The organism is Streptomyces sp. NPDC058045 (assembly GCF_042885635.1).
Taxonomy (GTDB): domain Bacteria; phylum Actinomycetota; class Actinomycetes; order Streptomycetales; family Streptomycetaceae; genus Streptomyces.
In genome coordinates, this window is record NZ_JBHVRR010000060.1 from 13,568 (window position 1) to 30,703 (window position 17,136).

Annotated in this window: 15 protein-coding genes and 1 tRNA gene; 2 read left to right on the top strand and 14 right to left on the bottom strand. The window is 72.0% G+C overall.

Features of this window, described 5'->3' with window-relative positions; genetic code table 11:
- Positions 1 to 5 precede the first annotated feature (5 nt).
- Together ACFVST_RS25735 and ACFVST_RS25740 are read right to left on the bottom strand one after the other, a co-directional pair.
- Positions 6 to 1,187 (bottom strand): alpha-hydroxy-acid oxidizing protein, encoded by a 1,182-nt coding sequence (locus tag ACFVST_RS25735; protein WP_390155959.1) that lies wholly within the window; start codon positions 1,185 to 1,187, stop codon positions 6 to 8.
- A 29-nt stretch (positions 1,188 to 1,216) separates the two neighbouring features.
- A complete protein-coding gene (locus tag ACFVST_RS25740) occupies positions 1,217 to 1,516 on the bottom strand; it encodes a hypothetical protein (protein WP_390155960.1) in 300 nt (99 codons plus the stop codon).
- A gap of 57 nt (positions 1,517 to 1,573) precedes the next feature.
- Between ACFVST_RS25740 and ACFVST_RS25745 the strand changes: the two genes are divergently transcribed.
- Positions 1,574 to 2,077, top strand: a complete 504-nt coding sequence (locus ACFVST_RS25745) for a carboxymuconolactone decarboxylase family protein (protein ID WP_390155961.1) — start codon at positions 1,574 to 1,576, stop codon at positions 2,075 to 2,077.
- A gap of 12 nt (positions 2,078 to 2,089) precedes the next feature.
- Here the strand turns inward: ACFVST_RS25745 and ACFVST_RS25750 are convergent, their stop codons facing one another.
- Positions 2,090 to 2,503 carry a hypothetical protein gene (locus ACFVST_RS25750; RefSeq protein ID WP_390155962.1) on the bottom strand — a complete coding sequence of 138 codons (414 nt, stop codon included), beginning with the start codon at positions 2,501 to 2,503 and terminating at the stop codon, positions 2,090 to 2,092.
- A 163-nt stretch (positions 2,504 to 2,666) separates the two neighbouring features.
- Here ACFVST_RS25750 and ACFVST_RS25755 point away from each other — a divergent pair, with 163 nt between their 5' ends.
- Positions 2,667 to 3,578, top strand: a complete 912-nt coding sequence (locus ACFVST_RS25755; RefSeq protein WP_390155963.1) for a tyrosine-protein phosphatase — start codon at positions 2,667 to 2,669, stop codon at positions 3,576 to 3,578.
- A gap of 64 nt (positions 3,579 to 3,642) precedes the next feature.
- Here ACFVST_RS25755 and ACFVST_RS25760 read toward each other — a convergent pair whose 3' ends face one another.
- The 11 genes from ACFVST_RS25760 to xerC all read right to left on the bottom strand — a co-directional run bounded on the left by ACFVST_RS25760 (position 3,643) and on the right by xerC (position 16,987).
- Positions 3,643 to 6,099 (bottom strand): PEP/pyruvate-binding domain-containing protein, encoded by a 2,457-nt coding sequence (locus tag ACFVST_RS25760; RefSeq protein ID WP_390155964.1) that lies wholly within the window; start codon positions 6,097 to 6,099, stop codon positions 3,643 to 3,645.
- Positions 6,100 to 6,258: 159 nt separating this feature from the next.
- A complete protein-coding gene (locus ACFVST_RS25765) occupies positions 6,259 to 7,005 on the bottom strand; it encodes a thioesterase II family protein (protein ID WP_390155965.1) in 747 nt (248 codons plus the stop codon).
- Positions 7,002 to 8,564 carry an AMP-binding protein gene (locus ACFVST_RS25770; RefSeq protein ID WP_390155966.1) on the bottom strand — a complete coding sequence of 521 codons (1,563 nt, stop codon included), beginning with the start codon at positions 8,562 to 8,564 and terminating at the stop codon, positions 7,002 to 7,004. The genes ACFVST_RS25765 and ACFVST_RS25770 overlap by 4 nt, the downstream gene beginning before the upstream one ends.
- A 31-nt stretch (positions 8,565 to 8,595) precedes the next feature.
- A complete protein-coding gene (locus tag ACFVST_RS25775) occupies positions 8,596 to 9,774 on the bottom strand; it encodes a beta-ketoacyl synthase N-terminal-like domain-containing protein (protein WP_390155967.1) in 1,179 nt (392 codons plus the stop codon).
- 68 nt (positions 9,775 to 9,842) lie between these two features.
- Positions 9,843 to 11,057, bottom strand: a complete 1,215-nt coding sequence (locus ACFVST_RS25780) for a beta-ketoacyl-[acyl-carrier-protein] synthase family protein (protein ID WP_390155968.1) — start codon at positions 11,055 to 11,057, stop codon at positions 9,843 to 9,845.
- Positions 11,035 to 11,277 carry an acyl carrier protein gene (locus ACFVST_RS25785; RefSeq protein WP_390155969.1) on the bottom strand — a complete coding sequence of 81 codons (243 nt, stop codon included), beginning with the start codon at positions 11,275 to 11,277 and terminating at the stop codon, positions 11,035 to 11,037. The genes ACFVST_RS25780 and ACFVST_RS25785 overlap by 23 nt, the downstream gene beginning before the upstream one ends.
- Positions 11,274 to 12,335 (bottom strand): UbiA family prenyltransferase, encoded by a 1,062-nt coding sequence (locus tag ACFVST_RS25790; protein ID WP_390155970.1) that lies wholly within the window; start codon positions 12,333 to 12,335, stop codon positions 11,274 to 11,276. The genes ACFVST_RS25785 and ACFVST_RS25790 overlap by 4 nt, the downstream gene beginning before the upstream one ends.
- Position 12,336: 1 nt before the next feature.
- Positions 12,337 to 13,587: a cytochrome P450 gene (locus ACFVST_RS25795; protein ID WP_390155971.1), complete on the bottom strand. Its 1,251-nt coding sequence runs from the start codon at positions 13,585 to 13,587 to the stop codon at positions 12,337 to 12,339.
- Between the two features lie 202 nt (positions 13,588 to 13,789).
- Positions 13,790 to 14,746: a ParB N-terminal domain-containing protein gene (locus ACFVST_RS25800; RefSeq protein WP_390155972.1), complete on the bottom strand. Its 957-nt coding sequence runs from the start codon at positions 14,744 to 14,746 to the stop codon at positions 13,790 to 13,792.
- Between the two features lie 476 nt (positions 14,747 to 15,222).
- Positions 15,223 to 15,308, bottom strand: a tRNA-OTHER gene (locus tag ACFVST_RS25805).
- A gap of 185 nt (positions 15,309 to 15,493) precedes the next feature.
- Complete coding sequence (gene xerC, locus ACFVST_RS25810; RefSeq protein WP_390155973.1) at positions 15,494 to 16,987, bottom strand: tyrosine recombinase XerC; 1,494 nt, start codon at positions 16,985 to 16,987, stop codon at positions 15,494 to 15,496.
- Positions 16,988 to 17,136 lie beyond the last annotated feature (149 nt).

Sequence of the window (17,136 nt, forward strand, 5' to 3'; positions counted from 1 at the left end):
GGCGCCTACGGCAGTGCGCCCCCGCCGGGCAGGTGGATCAGGGATTTCGGGGTGAGGTCGGACAGGGTCGGGTAGCCGTCCACCGCCATGATCAGGTCGGCCTCCGCGAGCAGTGAGCGCAGTACGTGCACCACGCCGTCCGCACCACCGAGCGCCAGCCCGTACACATAGGGGCGGCCCACGCCGACCGCGGTGGCGCCGAGCGCGAGGGCCTTCACCACGTCGGCGCCGCTGCGCACCCCCGAGTCGAAGAGCACCGGCATCCCGTCCGCCGCGGCCACCACCGCGGGCAGTGCGGCGAGCGCGGGCAGACCGCCGTTGGCCTGCCGGCCGCCGTGGTTGGAGCAGTACACACCGTCCGCGCCGCCGTCCCGGGCGCGCCGTACGTCCTCGGGGTGACAGATGCCCTTCAGCAGCAGCGGCAGATCGGTCAGGGACCGCAGCCACGGGAGGTCGTCCCAGGTCAGCGGATTGCCGAAGATGCCGGCCCACTGGGCGACGACGGCCTCGGGGTCCTCCTCGGGGGTGCCGGGCAGCAGGCGGCGGAAGACCGGGTCGGAGGTGTAGTTGGCCAGGGCGTGGCCGCGTAGCTGGGGGAAGTTGGCGGTGGCCAGGTCGCGGGGGCGCCAGCCGGTGACCCAGGTGTCCAGGGTGACGACGATGCCGCGGTAGCCGGCGGCCTCCGCCCGGTGCACCAGGCTCTCGGCGAGCGCCCGGTCGGTCGGCGTGTAGAGCTGGAACAGGCCCGGGGTGCCGCCGAGTTGGGCCGCCACCTCCTCCATCGGATCCTCGGAGAGGGTGGACGCCACCATGGGCACCCCGGTACGCGCCGCGGCCCGCGCCGTCGCCAGATCCCCGTGCCCGTCCTGCGCGCAGATCCCGAGCACGCCGACCGGCGCCAGGAAGAGCGGCGAGGGCAGTGTCATCCCGAACAGGTCGACACCGAGGTCGCGTTCGGTGGCGCCGACCATCATCCGCGGCACCAGTCCCCAGGCTTCAAAGGCCCGCGCGTTGGCCCGCTGCGTCCCCTCGTCCCCGGCGCCGCCCGCCACATAGGACCAGACCGACGGCGGCATCGCCGCCCGCGCCCGCTCGGCCAGCCCGTCGAAGTCCATCGGCAGCGAGGGCACCACCCCGCGCAGCCCGTCCAGATAGATCTCCAACTGGTAGTCCCCGAACCCGCCCATGACGACCTGCCCTCCACTCCGAGGAACGCCTACGGACCATGGACCCTATTGCGTCGGGGCGCCGGTCGACCGCCGGACGCCCGTTGCGGCCGGTACCAGACCACTCCGGCGACGATCACGCCCAACACGGCGTGGAGCCACCGCAGTTCGGGCTGGCCGTGGAGGGCGGAGGCGGTGGCGGCACCCGCGCCGGCCGGTGCCTCACCGCTCGTGCCGTGCCGCTCGCGCTGCGGGAGGGTGTGCCGCACCGTCGTCGCCCGCGGGCCGCCGAGCGGCACCTCGCGCGCCGGCGGCACCCGGACTCGCGGCGCCGACTGGCCGGTGTTCAATGGACCGCCAAGGGTCACCACCTCTCCGGTCGGCCCTCAACGAGGGAGGGTGCAGCAGTGAGCGACGTCACGGCCGCGGTCGAGCAGGGCCGCCCGCGGATCTACATCGACAAGCAGTCCCCCCGGTCCTATCTGGCCTTCCGCCGCGCCGCGGAAGCCGTCCACGCGGAAGCCGCCGAAGCCGGCCTGGAACCCGCGCTGGTGGAGCTGATCGATGTGCGCGTCTCCCAACTCAACGGCTGCGCCTACTGCCTCAATGTGCACACCCGGGCGGCGCTCCAGGGGGGCGAGTCCGCGCAGCGGCTGGGGGTGCTGCCGGGCTGGCGGGACACGGAGATGTTCACCGCCCGGGAGCGCGCGGCCCTGGCCCTGGCCGAGGCCACCACCCACCCCTCGGACGCCGCCGCGCAGGAGTCGGCGTACGCGGGGGCCCTGGAGGTGTTCACCGAGGCCGAGACCTCCGCGGTGATCTGGACGGCGATCGCCATCAACGCCTTCAACCGGGTCTCCATCCTCAGCAAGCATCCGGTACGCCCGGTCGGCAGACCTCTGGGGGGCTGAGCCCGGCGCCCGTCACCCCGGTTCGGTCGGGAGCGGGCCGGTGATGTCCATTCCGCCGATGCCGAGGTCGTGCGAAATCCAGTAGCTGAGACCGCCGACGGTGAAGGTGTACGGCTTGCCGAGCTGGAACCGGGCGGCGATCTCGTCCTGCTTCCGCTTGCTTCCCAGGCCGTCCTTGCGGAGCCCGGGGCAGTCGGAGCTGTAGATCGACAGGGCCTGGCTGGGCGAGGAGCCGTCCTGCCGCCAGGAGTCGACCTTCGTCACGGTGCAGGTGATGCTCCGTCTGGTGAGGTAGTCCACCGGCGCGAACACGGCCCACACCACCACCGAGAGCGCGGTGAGCGCGATCAGGATCAGCCCGCCCCTGATCATCAGCCGGTCCCACCAGCGGAACCCGTCGAGATCGAGACCCTTCCACCCCCGCACGCTCTCCAGTCTACGGACCAGGACCCCCGCGCCGGGTAACTGACGACCTTCTCCAGTTGCCCAACTGCCCCTCGCCCGGCAGGCGTTCTACGGTTGCCAGCGCGTACGGCGGGCCGGTGCGCGCAGCGCCGTGTCCCGGTGAGTGACCTGAAGGAGTTCTGCCATGAAGCCTTCCGCCCCGCGCGGAAAACGCCGTCTGATAGCGACCGCCGCGGCAGTCGTCGGCCTCCTGGTGCCGGCCGGCCCGGCCCTCGCGGCGCCGGGCGCGACGGCCCCCGCGGCGAGCAGTACGGCCGACAACCCGCGGCACATCACCGTGGAAGGGGTCCTGAACTTCCGCGACGCCGGCGGCTACGCCACCGACCAGGGACGGATGAAGCGCGGCGTCCTCTACCGTTCCGGAGCGCTCCAGAAGACGACCGACGCGGGTCTGCGGACCCTGACGAAGCTGGGGCTCTCCAAGGTCGTCGACTTCCGCAGCGCGCATGAACTCGCCGGTGCGCCGGACCGGTTGCCGTCCGGGGTGGAGGCCGTGTCCCGCCCCGTCGAGGCCAGCGACCAGCTCAGCTCCTTCGCGGACATCCTGGCGCTGACGCCGGCCGAGCAGGAGAAGCTGCTCGGTGACGGCGGAGCCGAGGGCATCATGCTCGACTCCGGCCGGAAGTTCGTCACCGACCCGGAGCGGCGGGCGCAGTTCGGCAAGGCGCTGCGGGACATCGCCGGGTCCGGGAAGGGCGCCACGCTGGTCCACTGCAGCGGAGGGCGGGACCGCACCGCCTGGCTGGTGGCGATCGTGCAGACCGCGCTGGGAGTGTCCCGCTCGGATGTGGTGGCGGACTACCTGCAGTCCAACACCGAACTGGTCGGCTGGCGGGCCTCCGTGCTGAAGCAGCTCACCGACGCCGGGATGGAGAAGCCCGAACTCGTCACCCCGTTGCTGGACGTCCGCGAGGCCTACCTCCAGGCCTCCTTCGACCAGGCCGTGGCCTCGTACGGGTCCTTCCGGGCCTTTGTGCACGAGGGGCTGGGCATCGACGACGCCACCCTGGCGAAGTTGCGTTCCCGCCTGGTGTGACGGCCGGTGGCCGTGCTGCGCCCCGTCGGCGGTGGCCGGCGGGGCGCAGCTCTGCCCGGGGCGGTCACCGCCCTTCGAGCACCTCGACGGTGCCCGCGGCGCCGTCGACGGTCACCAGCATTCCGTCCGTGAGGACCTCGGTGCCGTTGCCCGTGGCGAGGGTGGCCGGGACGCCGTACTCCCGGGCGATGATCGCCGCGTGGGACAGGGCGCCGCCGACGTCGGTGACCAGGGCGCCGATGCTCGGGAAGACCACCGACCAGACCGGCGAGGTGATGGGGCACACCAGCACGTCACCGGCGCGGATCTTGTCGAACTCGCCCTCGTTGAGCACGACGCGGACCAGGCCGGTGTAGCGCCCGGCCGAACCGGGCACCCCGGCGATCCGGCTGTCGCCGCCCCGCGCGGGGGCGGACGGCGCCCCGCCCATGTGCTGCATGGTCCACTGGAAGCCGCCCATGGTCTCCCGCACCACGGGGGGCAGTTGGTCCATGGCGGGCGGCGGGCCGGGGCGCTCGCCGTAGCTGTCCGGGCCGGGGTTCTCCAGGGCCCAGCGGTGCTCCCCGCGGCGCCGCGCCACCACGTCCTTGATGTCGGTGCCGTCGAGGAACGCCCGGTGTGCCTCCTCGACCTCCAGGAAGAACACCTGGTCGGCACGGTCGATCAGGCCGCGCCCCACCAGCCGCTCGGCGATCTCCAGCACGGCCCAGCGCAGCAGTGCGTCGGGCGCGCTGACGGTCCAGTACTCGTTGTCCTCGCGCACCGGGTAGGCCTGCTCCGCGCCGGCGAGCAGGGCGTCGAACCGGGTGGCCTCCTCGCGTCCCGCCAACTGGGCGCGGGCCTTCTCCACCGCTTCCGAGCGGGCGTCGGCCGCCGAACGGGCCTGCTGCCCCAGGTCGCTGTCCTGGACGATCTGGTCCCGCAGCAGGGAAAGGATCAGCTCGGGCCGCTCGCCCAGCGCCGGGTTCGCCAGTTCGTACTGCAACGCACGGCAGCCGTACTCGCGGCGGTAGTCCTCGAAGGCGGCGGCGAACTCCTCGTTGTCGGCGAGGAGTTCGCGGAGGGCGGCGAGGTCGGGGGTTCCGCCGAGCAGCCGGCCGACCTGCCCGGCCAGGTCCGCCATCGCGCGGGCGGGCCCGGTGCTCTCCGTGGACAGCCCGGTCAGCAGCTCGAAGGCGCGGCCCTGGTCCCAGCCCAGCTCGCCCGTGACGAACAGGCCGAACCGGCCGAGCGCGATGGACACCGCGCCCAGCAGGCGGAAGTGCGTCTCGGTGCCGTCCCGGTGCAGCCGGTGCACCTCCCGCACATGCCCGGCGAGTTCCTCGTCGGAGAGGGACCCCAGGTCGACCGCGCGCAACGCCGCGATGCGGTCGGCGAACCGCGGGCGGACCGTGTCGGTCCACTCGCCGATCGCCCGGCCCGCGGCGTCGGTACGCAGGGCCTCGGCGCAGACGGCGATGCGTTCCGGCGCCTCGGCCGGCGGCAGCGGCACGGTGGCCATATAGCGCCAGCCGCCGATCGTCTCGAAGAACATCCCCTTGAGCAGCAGGCCGAACTCCGCGCACACCTGCTGCAGAACGGTGTTGTTGTACGCCAGCAGGTCCCGGCTCATCGGCAGCAGCGGGAGCGGGGCGTGGGTGCTGTCCTTCACCCAGAAGCCCCGCGGGGGCGTGATCGGGATGGCGACCGGTTCCGGAGCGGGGTCGGCGATGGCGGTGATCGGCCGGGCCTGGAGGAGGTGGAGCCGGCCGTCCGCGCGCGCCCACTCGATGTCGGTGGGGCCGCCCATGACCTCGGCGACCCGCTCGGCCAGGGCGGCGATCTCCCGGGCCTGGTCCGCGGTGAGGGCACCGTGCCGGCCCTCGGTGTTGACCGGTTCGCCGCCGCCCGCGGGCACCGTCCACTCGTCGGGCGAGACCTCACCCGACACCAACCGCTCGCCCACCCCGGGCACCGCGCTGACGAGGACCTCGTCGCGGGCTCCGGTCACCGGGTTGACGGTGAAGGCGACTCCGGCGGTGTCGGCCGGGACCATCCGCTGCACCAGTACGGCGAGCGGGGCGTCGCCCGCCGCACCGGCCGTACTGCGGTACTCGCGCACCACCGAGCCGAAGCCGGAGGCCCAGCAGCCGCGGAGGGCCTCGTCGAGCGCCTTCTCGCCCTCGACGCCGAGGATCGTCGTGTACTGCCCGGCGTGGGAGGCGTGCGCACCGTCCTCGTCCACGCCCGAGGAGCGGACCGCGAGCGGGCCGGTGAGGCGGCCGGCCACCTCCGCCACGGCGGCGCGCACCTCGTCGTCGAGCGGGCGCTCGCGCACCGCTTCGGCGGTCGCGGACTCCAGCCCCGACACATGCCGGACCATGGCCCGCGCGGTGAACACACAGCCGTCGGGCACGGGGAAGCCCGCACGCTTCATCTGGGCCAGCACGGCGGCCTTGGCCCCGACCACGGAGCGGTCCAGCGCCCCGGGGTCGTCAAGTGCCAGCACTAAGAACTCGGTTGATGCGTCCTTGCTGCTCATTTCGGTTCTCCTCATCGAGCTTCAGCGGGCTTCAGATGGCTTCGGCGCGCTTCGGCGGGTTCGGCTGCGGTGGCGCCGCGCAGTGCGTCCGGTACGGACAATTCATGATCACGCACCCTACAAAGCACCTGCTCCGCACGGCAGTTGGCGCCCGCGTGTTCAGGCCACGGTCTGGTCCGCCTCCGAGGGACCGGGCGCCCCCGCCTCGCGGCCGATGCGGACCAGGGCCCGCGCGGTCTCCTCCGGCTGCTCGGTGACGTACAGATGTCCGCCGTCCACCAGGTGCGTCGAGCGCGGGGCGAGGACGTCCAGCGCGGCGAGCGAGGCCGGCGGGGCGGCGATGTCGTGGCTTCCGCCGAGCAGGTGCACCGGCATGGCGACCGGCTCCGGTACCCATCCCCGCTTCCCCAGGACGGCGAGATCCGCCCGCAGATTCGGCAGGAGGAACCGCATCGCGAAGTCCTGGGAGACACCCCACTCGGGGAGGAATCCGCGGCGGGTGGCCAACGCGAACAGCCCGGCGTCGTCCAGGTCCACCAGGTCACTCGCCGGGGCCACCGGCGCCGGCGGGGCCGACAGCACCAGATGCAGGTCCTCGGACGGGTCGGGGGCGCGCAGCCGGGCCATGCGGTGGGCCACCGCGGCACCCAGGCTGTGCCCGAACAGCAGCCCCGGCCCGTGCAGTTCACCGGCGAGCAGCCCGAGGTAGAACTCCGCCAGCCCGTCCAGGTCCAGCGCGCCGCCCTCGGACAGGGGCGGCGGCTGCACGGCGACGACCTCCCAGTCGTCCGGGGTGTGCCGGGCCAGCTTGACGAACGACCGCGCCGAACCGCCCGCGAACGGCAGGCAGATGAGCCGGAATCCGGTGCCCTGCTTCAGTACGACCCGCTGGGGACCCGATCTCATGGCTGCCGCTCCCTCTCCCGCTGCTCCCGCTGCCGGATGACAAAACGGGCCGTCTTCCCGGTGGACGTGGTGGGCAGCGCGTCGACCAGCCGGATCGTCCGGGGCCGCTTGAACGGCTGGAGTTCCGTTCTGAGGGCGGCCAGGATCCGCCCGGTCAGCCCGTCCGCCGCGTCTGCGGTGTCCGCCGTGTGTGCCGCCGGCACCACATGGGCGACGATGCGGACGATGTCGTCCTCGTCGGGCACCCCGACCACCGCGCAGGCGTCGACCCCCGGAACGCCCAGGATGGCGTCCTCCACCTCCGAGGGCAGGATCTTCATCCCGCCCACGTTGAGGATGTTGTCGGTGCGGCCGAGGTAGAGCCAGCCCTGCTCGGGGTCGTGCCGCATGGTGTCGCCGGTGTACACCCAGCCGTCCTGGAAGGTCCCGGCGCTCAGGTCGGGCGCGTTCCAGTAGCAGTCCGCGACGCCGGGGCCGCGTACCCTCAGCCGCCCGGTGCCGCCGTCGTCCAGCACCCGCCCCTCGTCGTCGCACACCTCGGCCTCGACGCCGGGCACCGGGACGCCAGTGGCGCCGGGCGGGGAGACTCCGGGCTCGGACGCCAGCACGATGTGCAGGCACTCGGTGGCGCCCAGGCCGTTCACCACGGTGAGGCCGAAGACCTCGGTGAGCCGGGTGCTGAGCCGGGCGCCGAGATGCTCTCCCGCCGACACGGCGAGCCGCACCGTCGAGAAGTCCGGGCGCTCCGCGGCCTCGGCCAGCGACAGCAGCGCGGCGTAGAGCGTGGGCACCGCGAACAGCAGCGTCGGACGGGTGCGCGCGATCAGCGCGGCCACGGCGTGCGGTTCGGCGCGCCCGCGGAAGAGCACGGCGCTGGCGCCGACGGAGAACGGCAGCAGCAGCGAGTTCCCGAAGCCGTAGCCGAAGGGCAGTTTGGCCGTGGAGAGGAAGCGGTCCTGCGGGGTGATCCGCAGATGGCCGCCGAAGCCCTCCGGGAAGGCCAGCAGCGCCCCGTGCCGATGGACGACGCCCTTGGGCAGGCCGGTGCTCCCGGAGGTGTACTGGATGACCGCGGGATCCTCCGGGGCCCGCGCGGCCACCGACTCCAGCGGAGTGCTGTGCGCCATGTCCTCGGTGAGGCCGCGGACCGTCCCGCCGGCGGGCCCCGCGCTCCACATCAGCACGTCCGGGAAGCCATCGGCCAGCGCCCGGGCCGACTCGCTCGCCGCGTCCTCCACGACGACCGCGCGGGCCCCGCTGTCCGCCACCACATGGCGCTGCTCGGCCGGCGTCAGCATCGGACTGACCGGGACGGGCACCGCCCCCACCCGCATCGCCGCCAGCACCCCCGCCACGAACGTGGCCGAGTCGTTCAGCACCAGCACGACCCGCTCACCGGCCCCGACACCCGCCTCGGTCAGCACCCGGGCCGCCCGGCAGACACTCAAGTGCAGTGCGCGGTACGTCAGTTCACCGTCCTCGGTGATCAGACACGGGGCGTCGGCGGCCGGGCCGCCCAGGTGCCGGTCCAGATACCACCAGCCGGCGTTCGATGTCACCTCTCGCAGACTCATACCGCGGTGTCCCCCTTCATGTCTTCATGTCGGTACTGCTCAGCAGGACCGCGGTGGCACTCCCACCGGGGTCGACGGCCAGACAGATCCCGAGCGGACCCGTCAGCGGCACCGCGCCCCCGTCCACCGGACCGTCCCCGGGCGCGGGCGGTACGACACCGCGGGTGAGGGCCTCGACGGCCACCACCGCGGCCAGGGCCCCATCCGCCCCGCCGGTGCCACCGGTCGTGGCGGTGGGCACGCAGAGCGGCAGCTTGGTGTCGAACACCAAGGCCAGGGCGGCCAGTTGGGCCGCCTCCGCGACCGGGTCGGCACCGGAGGCGGCCACCGCCAGGGCCACCTCGGTCGGCAGCCGCCCGGCCTGCCGCAGCGCGGCCCGGACCGCTTCCGCCGCGGCCCCGGCCAGCGCCTCCTGCCGCACCCTTGCCATCCCGTCGGCGGCTTCGGCGGTGGCCTGGCCGGTGCCGAGCACCCGGGCCAGGGCCCGTCCCGCGGCGGCCCGGTCGTCCTCCAGCACGAGGACGGCCGCGGCCTCCCCCGGCGGGAGCGGCGCCGCGTCCCCCGTACCGTCGACGGCCCCCGACAGGGTGTCGAGTCCCGCGGCCACCACCGCGTCGCAGGTCCCCCCGAGCACCTGCCCGGCGCCGACGGCGAGCGCGTCCAGTCCGGCGGTCGTACCGGAGGAGAGCGTCAGATTGGGACCGCGGGCCGTGAGGTGGATGGAGAGTTGGGCGGCGGGCGCGTTGTACCCGGCCTGCGGGCCCCACACCGGATTGACCCGGCCCGCCCCGCCGCGGGCGGCGTCATGGATGGCGAGGTACTCGTTGCGGCCCGCCCGCAGGGTGCCCAAAACGACACCGGTCCGGTCCGCGTCCGCGCCCCACTCGGCCCCGCTGGTGTGCACGGCGAGGATCAGCAGACGGCTGTCCCGGCTGAGCGCCCGCGCCGCCCTGGCCCCGACCACCTCGGTCAGATCGAGCGGGTCGGTGACATGGGCGGCGAGGACTTCGCGGTCCTCGGCTTCGGCGGCGTCCACCAGGGCGTTGGCGACGGGAGGGACGCGCCGGGTCGTTAAGGGCCGCCGGCCGTTCAGCAGGTCCTCGAAGAGTTCGGCGACGGTGGTGCCGGAGGCGGTCACCGCACCGACCGCGGTGACGGCCACTCCTGCCGGCGGCGGCAGGTTCGTTCTACGCACATCAACCCCCAGAGCGTGTGGAACGGGACGGTCCGGGCCGCGGCGCGGCCTCAAGGCTTGCGCACGACCTAGGCCCGGGCGAAGACCACCGCGGAGGTGTTCCCGCCGAACCCGAAGGCGTTGCTGAGCGCCACCCGTACGGGCATGTCGCGCGCGGGCCCGCGGACCAGGTCCAGGCCCGCGCAGCTCTCGTCGACGTCCAGCAGGGTGGGATTGCCCGGCACGCGGCCGTGCCGGACGGCCAGCACACAGGCGATCGCCTCGATGGCGCTGGCACCGCCCTGGGAGTGGCCGAGCATTCCCTTGACGGAGGAGACGGCCGGACGGTCGCCGAAGTACCCGGCCAGGCACGCCCCTTCCAGCGAGTCGTTGGCCGGTGTACCGGTCCCGTGCGCGCTGACGTAGTCCACGTCGCCCGGCTCGAACCCGGCCTGCTCCAGGCTGTCCCGCATACACCGGACCATGCCGACGCCCTCTGGGTGCGGGGCCGTCATGTGGTGGGCGTCGGCGGCGACGGCGTACCCGCTCAGCTCCGCCAGTACCGGTGCGCCGCGGCGGGCGGCGTGCTCCCAGGACTCCAGGACCAGGACGCCGGCGCCTTCGGAGGGCAGCATTCCGGAACGGTTGCGGTCGAAGGGGCGCACCTGGTCGGGGGCGAGGGCGCGGAGCGTGGTGAACAACTGGAAGACGGTTTCGGAGAGTTCGTCCACTCCCCCGGTGACCATGGCGTCGGCCTGGCCGGAGCGGATGCAGTCCGCCGCCATGGCGATGGCGGTGTTGCCGGCCGCGCATCCCGCCGCGACCACATGCCGGGGTCCGCGGAGGCCGAAGTCCCGTGCCGGGGTGCCGGCGAGCGTCTGGGGCGAGTCCCAGGAGAGGTCCGCGCCCTCCGGAACGCCCTGGCGGCGGAGCTCCTCGACATGCGGACGGGTCCCCATCACCGTTCCCACGACGATCCCCGCGCGCCGGTGGCCGTCGTGCGCGGGCAGCCCGGCGTGGTCCAGCGCGGCCCCGACCGAGTGCCGCAGGTAGCGGACGGACCGGGGTGCGCCCGGGTCCGCCGTGGCGTCGGGCGCGGTCAACTCGGGGTCCGCCACCTCGGCGGCCCGGTGCGTGGGGTAGCGGTCGGTGTCGAAGCGGGTCACCGGGCCGGTGCCGACCACGCCGCCGGTGAGATTGCGCCAGAACTCGCCGATCTCCGTTCCCAGCGGAGTGGCCAGCCCCATGCCCGTCACCACGACTCGGTGCCGCCCGGCGGCGTCACGCGACATGCTGCGCGACATGGCGGGCGAGGTCCTCGACGGAATTGCTGGTGGCCGCCTCCTCGTTGGTGAGCCGGCAGTCGAACCGGGCCTCCACGCTCGCTATGACCTCCAGCTTCTGCAAGGAGTCACCGCCGAGATCCTCGTAGAAGAGGGCGCTCGGAGACACTTGCTCGCTCGGCATGATCAGGATGCGGGCGACGACGTCACGGACCACGGTCACGATGTCGTTGTGCTTCACGGGGCCTTCTTCACGGTGGGCGGCGGGAGGAGGATGCGGGTCCAGCGGCGCAGGTGTGACACCGTCAGACTGCCAGACCAGTGCAGGGACTTGGAAGCCAGTTGCCAGTAGGCGATGCTCAGCACGGCGGCCGGCAGCACGGCCCGTCCGGGCACACACACCGCCTGGCACAGCACGAGGAAGTAGAAGGTGTACTGGTGCATCACCTCGCGCGCCACCGAGCGGTCCGCGGGCTCCTCGGCCCGGGACGCGGCGGCGACCACCAGCACCGAGAGCACCACCAGCGGGACGACCGCCAGGGCGGCCGGCGGCAGCGCGCCCAGCACCACGAAGAGCACCAGCAGGACGAACGGCGCACCGGTCAGGGCGTACACGGCGGCGCCGCGCCAGAGCCGGACGAGGACCGGCCACAGGCTGGCGTAGTCCAGTTCCTTGTCGCCCTCCACATCGGTGATGTCCTTGATCCCCGACAGACCCAGGCTGAACGCTGCGAGCACGGCCGCGGCCGGGAGGACCGGTGACAGCAGGGTGTCCGTGCCGCCGTGGATCGCCCACCCCGTGAGCAGGGGGGTGACCAGCGGTGCGGTGAGGGCGATCGGCGCCAGCACCCGGTGCCGCTTGAACGCGGGACCGATCGAGTAGCCGACCGCGACACCGATGTCCACCAGCAGGACGGCCGGGAGCGCATAGCCGGGGTGGGCCCACACCAGCCCGGCCCCGGCCAGGGCGAAGACCACCCAGGAGGCGACGGCCACCGCGGTCAGCCGCGACCAGCCGAACTCCTCGCACAGACCGGTCCGTTCGGGACGGTTGATGGCGTCCGCCGCACGGTCCGCCAGCCGGTTCACCGCCTCGGTGCCCACGCAGTACGCGGCCCACAGGGGGACGCCGAGCAGGGCCCACCCGAGGTCGAGCCGGTCGTTGGCGGCCAGACCGGCCGCGTAGCCGATCCAGTAGTAGGCGGTGAAGCGGATGCTGCAACTGCGTAACAGGAGCAGGACGGCCCGGCCGGCGGACGGCCGCGCCGCCTCCGGCCCGGCCGCCGCCGAGAGGCCCACCTCACCCCACCCGCTTCTGGACCCGGACCGGGAGCCGCGCCGGGCCGCGCAGCCCCATACCCGGCTTGTAGGCGATCTCCTCACCGACCAGCGACACGGAGGAGATCCGCCCCGTGAGGCCGAGCAGCGCCTCCCTGGCCATCATGGTGGCGAGGGGTGCGCCCAGGCAGTAGTGGATGCCGCGGCCGAAGGACAGATGGGCGGGCCCCTTGCGGTCGATGTCCAGGACCTCGGGGTCGGTGAAGGCCCGCTCGTCCCGGTTCCCCGAGGCCACCAGCAGGATCACCGCGTCGCCGGGCTGAATGGTCTGGCCGTGCAGTTCGATCGGCTCCAGGGCGATCCGCCCGACCTGGTGGGCTGGCGGCTCCAGACGCATGATCTCGTCCAGCATGGCGTCCATCACATCCGGCTCCGCGGCGAGCCGGGCGAACGCACCGGGCTGCCGCGCGAACACGATGGCCGCGTTCCCCAGCAGGTTGGAGAAGGTCTCCTGCGCGGCGACGACCAGCAGCACACAGGTGGCGGCGATCTCCTGCGGGGTGAGCGCGCTGCCCTCCTCACGGGCACGGACCAAATGGGAGATGAGGTCGTCCCCCGCACCGCCGGAACGCCGGCCGGCCAGTTCCAGGAAGTATCCAGTGCATTCCGCGACGGCCTTACGGCGGGCCGCGGCGGCCTCCGCCGACAATTCGACGTCCAGATCCAGCAGCCCGGCGATCTCCGACGACCACGCGGTGAAACGGTCCTGGTCCTCGACCGGAATACCCAGCATTCGGCCCAGGACCCGGATCGGCATGGGCGTGGCCAGACGCTCCATCAGGTCGAATTCCTCGGGCAGTTCACCCAGCAATTCATCCACCGTCTCCGCGACGGAGGGGCGCAGACCGCTGATCACGCCCGGGGTGAACGCCTGCGCGACCAGTCCCCGGAGCCGGGTGTGCTCCGGTGGGTCGGTCAGCATGAAGAGCTTGGCGTCCCAGTCGTCCAGCCCCAGCCCCAGGAAGGGCGGCGGCTCGTCCCCCGCCTCCCCCATGACCTGCTCGAAGAATTTCGAATTGGCGAAGTCCTTGCCCATCCGCCGGTCCCGGAGCAGCGATTCGCAGTCCTCGTAACGGCTGACGAGATAGGCTCCCAACGGCCCGCGCAGCAATGGGAATTCATCACGCAGCCTGCGGTACGCGGGATAGGGATCGGCCTGGAATCCGGGATCGTTCGGATTGAACGGAACCGCATCCACTGCGTTGTCGGGCATCGGCGCACACTCCATTCAGGTCGCTCCGCCGACGGCTTTTCTCCGGCACTCCCCGGTGTCGCAGAAGGCTCGTCCGGCATACACAAGGCGCCAGACAAACAGCCGGGAAACCAGGCGTCAACGGTGAGCAAGCGCGGCAAGTACACAGTCGAACACCGCAGTTGACACCACGACGACCGGCTCCCCCGGACCCTCCGCCCGTTCATGCCACGGGCGACGCCGGCTCGCCCTCGATACGGGAGGCGAAGCGCTGCCACTGCTGGGCGCACTCCAGGGCCAGCGCCGAGACGCTCTGCGCGCGGTGCGGCGGCACCGACTGCGCCACCCGGTCCCACACCTGCGAATCCAGCAGTTGCGCCTCCACCATCCTCAGCAACTGCCGCCCGTTCTCGGTCAACCGCAGCGAAGGGTCACGGCACAGACTTCGGAAGATGTCGGCGGCGTCCATGGCCTCCCCGACGGCCTGGTCGACGGACTGCTCCCCGGCCTCACCCAGCGGACGTTCCGACATCCCGGCCGGATCAGCGGCCGCCCCGGCCCCGCCGCCCCGCTGGCGCGACGGCACCACATCCTCACCGCGGCTCAACCGGTCGCGGACATCCCGGACGGTGCCGGGCGATATCCCCGCCTGCTTGGCGATTTCCCGCAGCGAGGCCTCGGGGAATTCAAGGATCAGTTTCCCGGCGGCCCGGCGCCTTTCCGCACTGTTCAGCGGACGCGCCCTGCCGTCCCGGCCGATACGGGTGGTGACCTCGCTGATCCCACCCGCTTTCTGACGCTGCGCCCCCACGGTCTTGGGCGACAGTCCGGTGACCGAGGCGATGGCCCGGTCGGACCACTCGGGATGTGAACCTAATATGCGCACCGCCGCGGCCGTACGCTCCGAAAGGGAAAGCGGCAGCCCATGCCGGATATTGGACGCAACGGCGAAAACAAAGGCATCCTGCTCGCATCCGTCGAAAAAGCAGACATCGATGTCCTCGTCTCCCCGCAGGGCGGCGGCCCGCACCCGGTGCGTACCGTCCACGACGCGCATGGTGGAACGGTGCACAATGATCGGCATCAGCGACATGCCGGAATTTGCAAGCAAACGCACATGATGAGCATCTTCCGGTTCGCGGCGCGGGGAATCAGCAGGCCGCAGCGAGGCCAGCGGCACCCGCCACACCTCGGACAATCTCGCCATCCCGCCCAGAGTCGACCAATTCGTCCCCTGCTCACCGGCCCATTCGCCCCCGTCGCCGAGACCGACCTCGCAGCACTCTCCCGCCGCAGCCATTCAGTGCGTCCCCCTACAGACCAGATGGGATCTCGATGGTACGAACCCAGCAGCCTCAAGAATTTACTTTCCAAAATTTTAAGTCTGTGCAACTGCGGAAATCCGCCATTTGCACAGCCCCGCACCGACCATCGGCCCCATCGGCACACCACACCCCAACCCGGGCAAAAGACACGGGACTTGAAGCCCCCACACCGCCAACTCGGCGCCGCCCGCGCACGATTGACTCGCCCCGCCTCCACTGTCTGCCCACCGGATCGCGATCTGAACGCGTGAGCGGGCGCCACCACTCTGGAGTGATGACGCCCGCTCTCGCGTTTCCGCAGCTGGGAACGGCCTCTGGGAGATCCGCAGGGTGGGGCGGCTGGGACTCGAACCCAGGACCGACGGATTATGAGTCTCCGGGTGCGTCAATACGCCCAGTTTCGGAGTGTGCCGCCCCGTGACGGCACATCCCGAACGCTGCTGGTCAGGGCGATTTATCGGAGCGGTTAACCCCTGTCTCATGCCGCCTCGTTCCGTTCCGTATCGGCTTGTTCCAGTGCGTTCGGGCCAGCAGCGGGCCAGCAAGAAGGCCCCCGTCACCTGCGATAACGGGAGCCCTGTTGTCCGCCCCCAGGATACGCGCTACACGTCCTCCAAGGCAGCATCATCGCGCGGCCTCCGCGCCCGAGGCACCAGGGCCGCCGCCTTCTCCGCGATCTCCAGGTCGACCTCCTTCAACAGGGAGGTGTAGGTGTCCGACGCCAGCTTGATCGTGGAGTGCCGCAACGTCTCCTTGATCGCATGAAGGTCCCCACCGCCGGCATGGATGAGCGTGGCCGCGCAGTGCCGCAAGTCCCGGAGGTTGATCGGCGGCAGGTCCGCGCGAACGCAGATCCGGCGGAACTCGTCACTCACCTTCTCCGGGTGCAGCCACGCGCCGTCGGTGTCCGTGAACACCTTGCCGGTGTCCACCCAGTCCGCGACGTCCTTCCCCTTGGCCCGCTCGGCCGCGGCGTACCGGTTCCACTCGGCACGCTCCGCGGCCTGGCGCTCGCGGTGGGCGCGCAGGACGGCCACATTGACCGTGTCGAGGCCGATCGTCGCCGCGGACCCATCCGTCTTCGGGTCGTCCTCGAACGGCGTCCAGCCGTCCACCACGATCTCCTTGGCGATGGTGATGGCCTGACCATCGAGGTCCACGTTCACCCAGTCCTGGCCCACGCCCTCACCCCGGCGCAGCCCACGGAACGCGATCAGGTGGAAGAACGCATACAGCCGGGAGGCCTCCGCCTCGTCGAGGAAGGCGCCGATCTGCGGCGGCGTCCACACCATGACGGCGGACGGCTTCTGCCCGGTCTTCCGCCAGTGCGCTACGTGCTGGTCGGTCCACAGCACGGCCTTCGGCCGCTTACCCGAGGCGAGTTCCACATGCGCGGCCGGGTTGAAGGTGATGAGCTGCCGCCGGATCGCCCCGTTGAGGGCGGTACGCAGCGTCGCCCGTATCCGCTGCTTCGTGGCCGGCCCCGTGATGAGCCGGTACGGCGGCATCGCGGCCAGTTTCTCCCTCTCGACCGCAAGCCGGGCCGACTCGGCCGCGGGCGGCCGGGATGCCTTGCCCCACTTCGCCCGCGCCTCCTGCTCACGGCGGGCCTCGTTCTCCGCGGCGACGACCTCGTTGGCGGCGTCGATGCCGTCGAAGAACTCCTGCACATGGCCGACGTTGAAGCGGTCCAGGCGGTAGTGCCCGACGCCGGGCTTGAGGTGCACGCGGATGTGCGAGCGGTAGCCGTTCGAGGTAGTCGTCTTCGTCTTCTTCGACGCAACCCACATATCCAGCCACTCGCCGACCGTCATCGCCCCGTCGAGGGGCACGCCCACGCCGATCCGACGGGACACCTCGGCCGCGTCGGGTATCTCGAGGCGGTCTCGCATCACGTTCTGCAGAAGGTCGCCGACACGACGGGCGGCATCCTCGTCGTCTCCGGGCAGGGCGAGGATCGCCTGTAGTTTCGCGAGATCGGCCTGCGCGTCCGTCACGCTGGCATAGCCGGTGCGGCGAAACGGTCGGCGCTTCCCCTCGGCATCGAGCGGCAGCTCCTGCCGGAGCTGGACGGCACCGTGATTCTTCTTCGACAACTGCGGGCACGCCTTGCCGAGCAGCTTGCCCTCCGGACCGCGGCACTCACACCGTGTTTTTACCGGGCTGTTTGAGGGCCGCTTCTTCGTCGGGTTTCGGAGCCGGGTTGGTCCGTTCGTGGTGGGGATGGACCGGTGCAGGGTGGTGG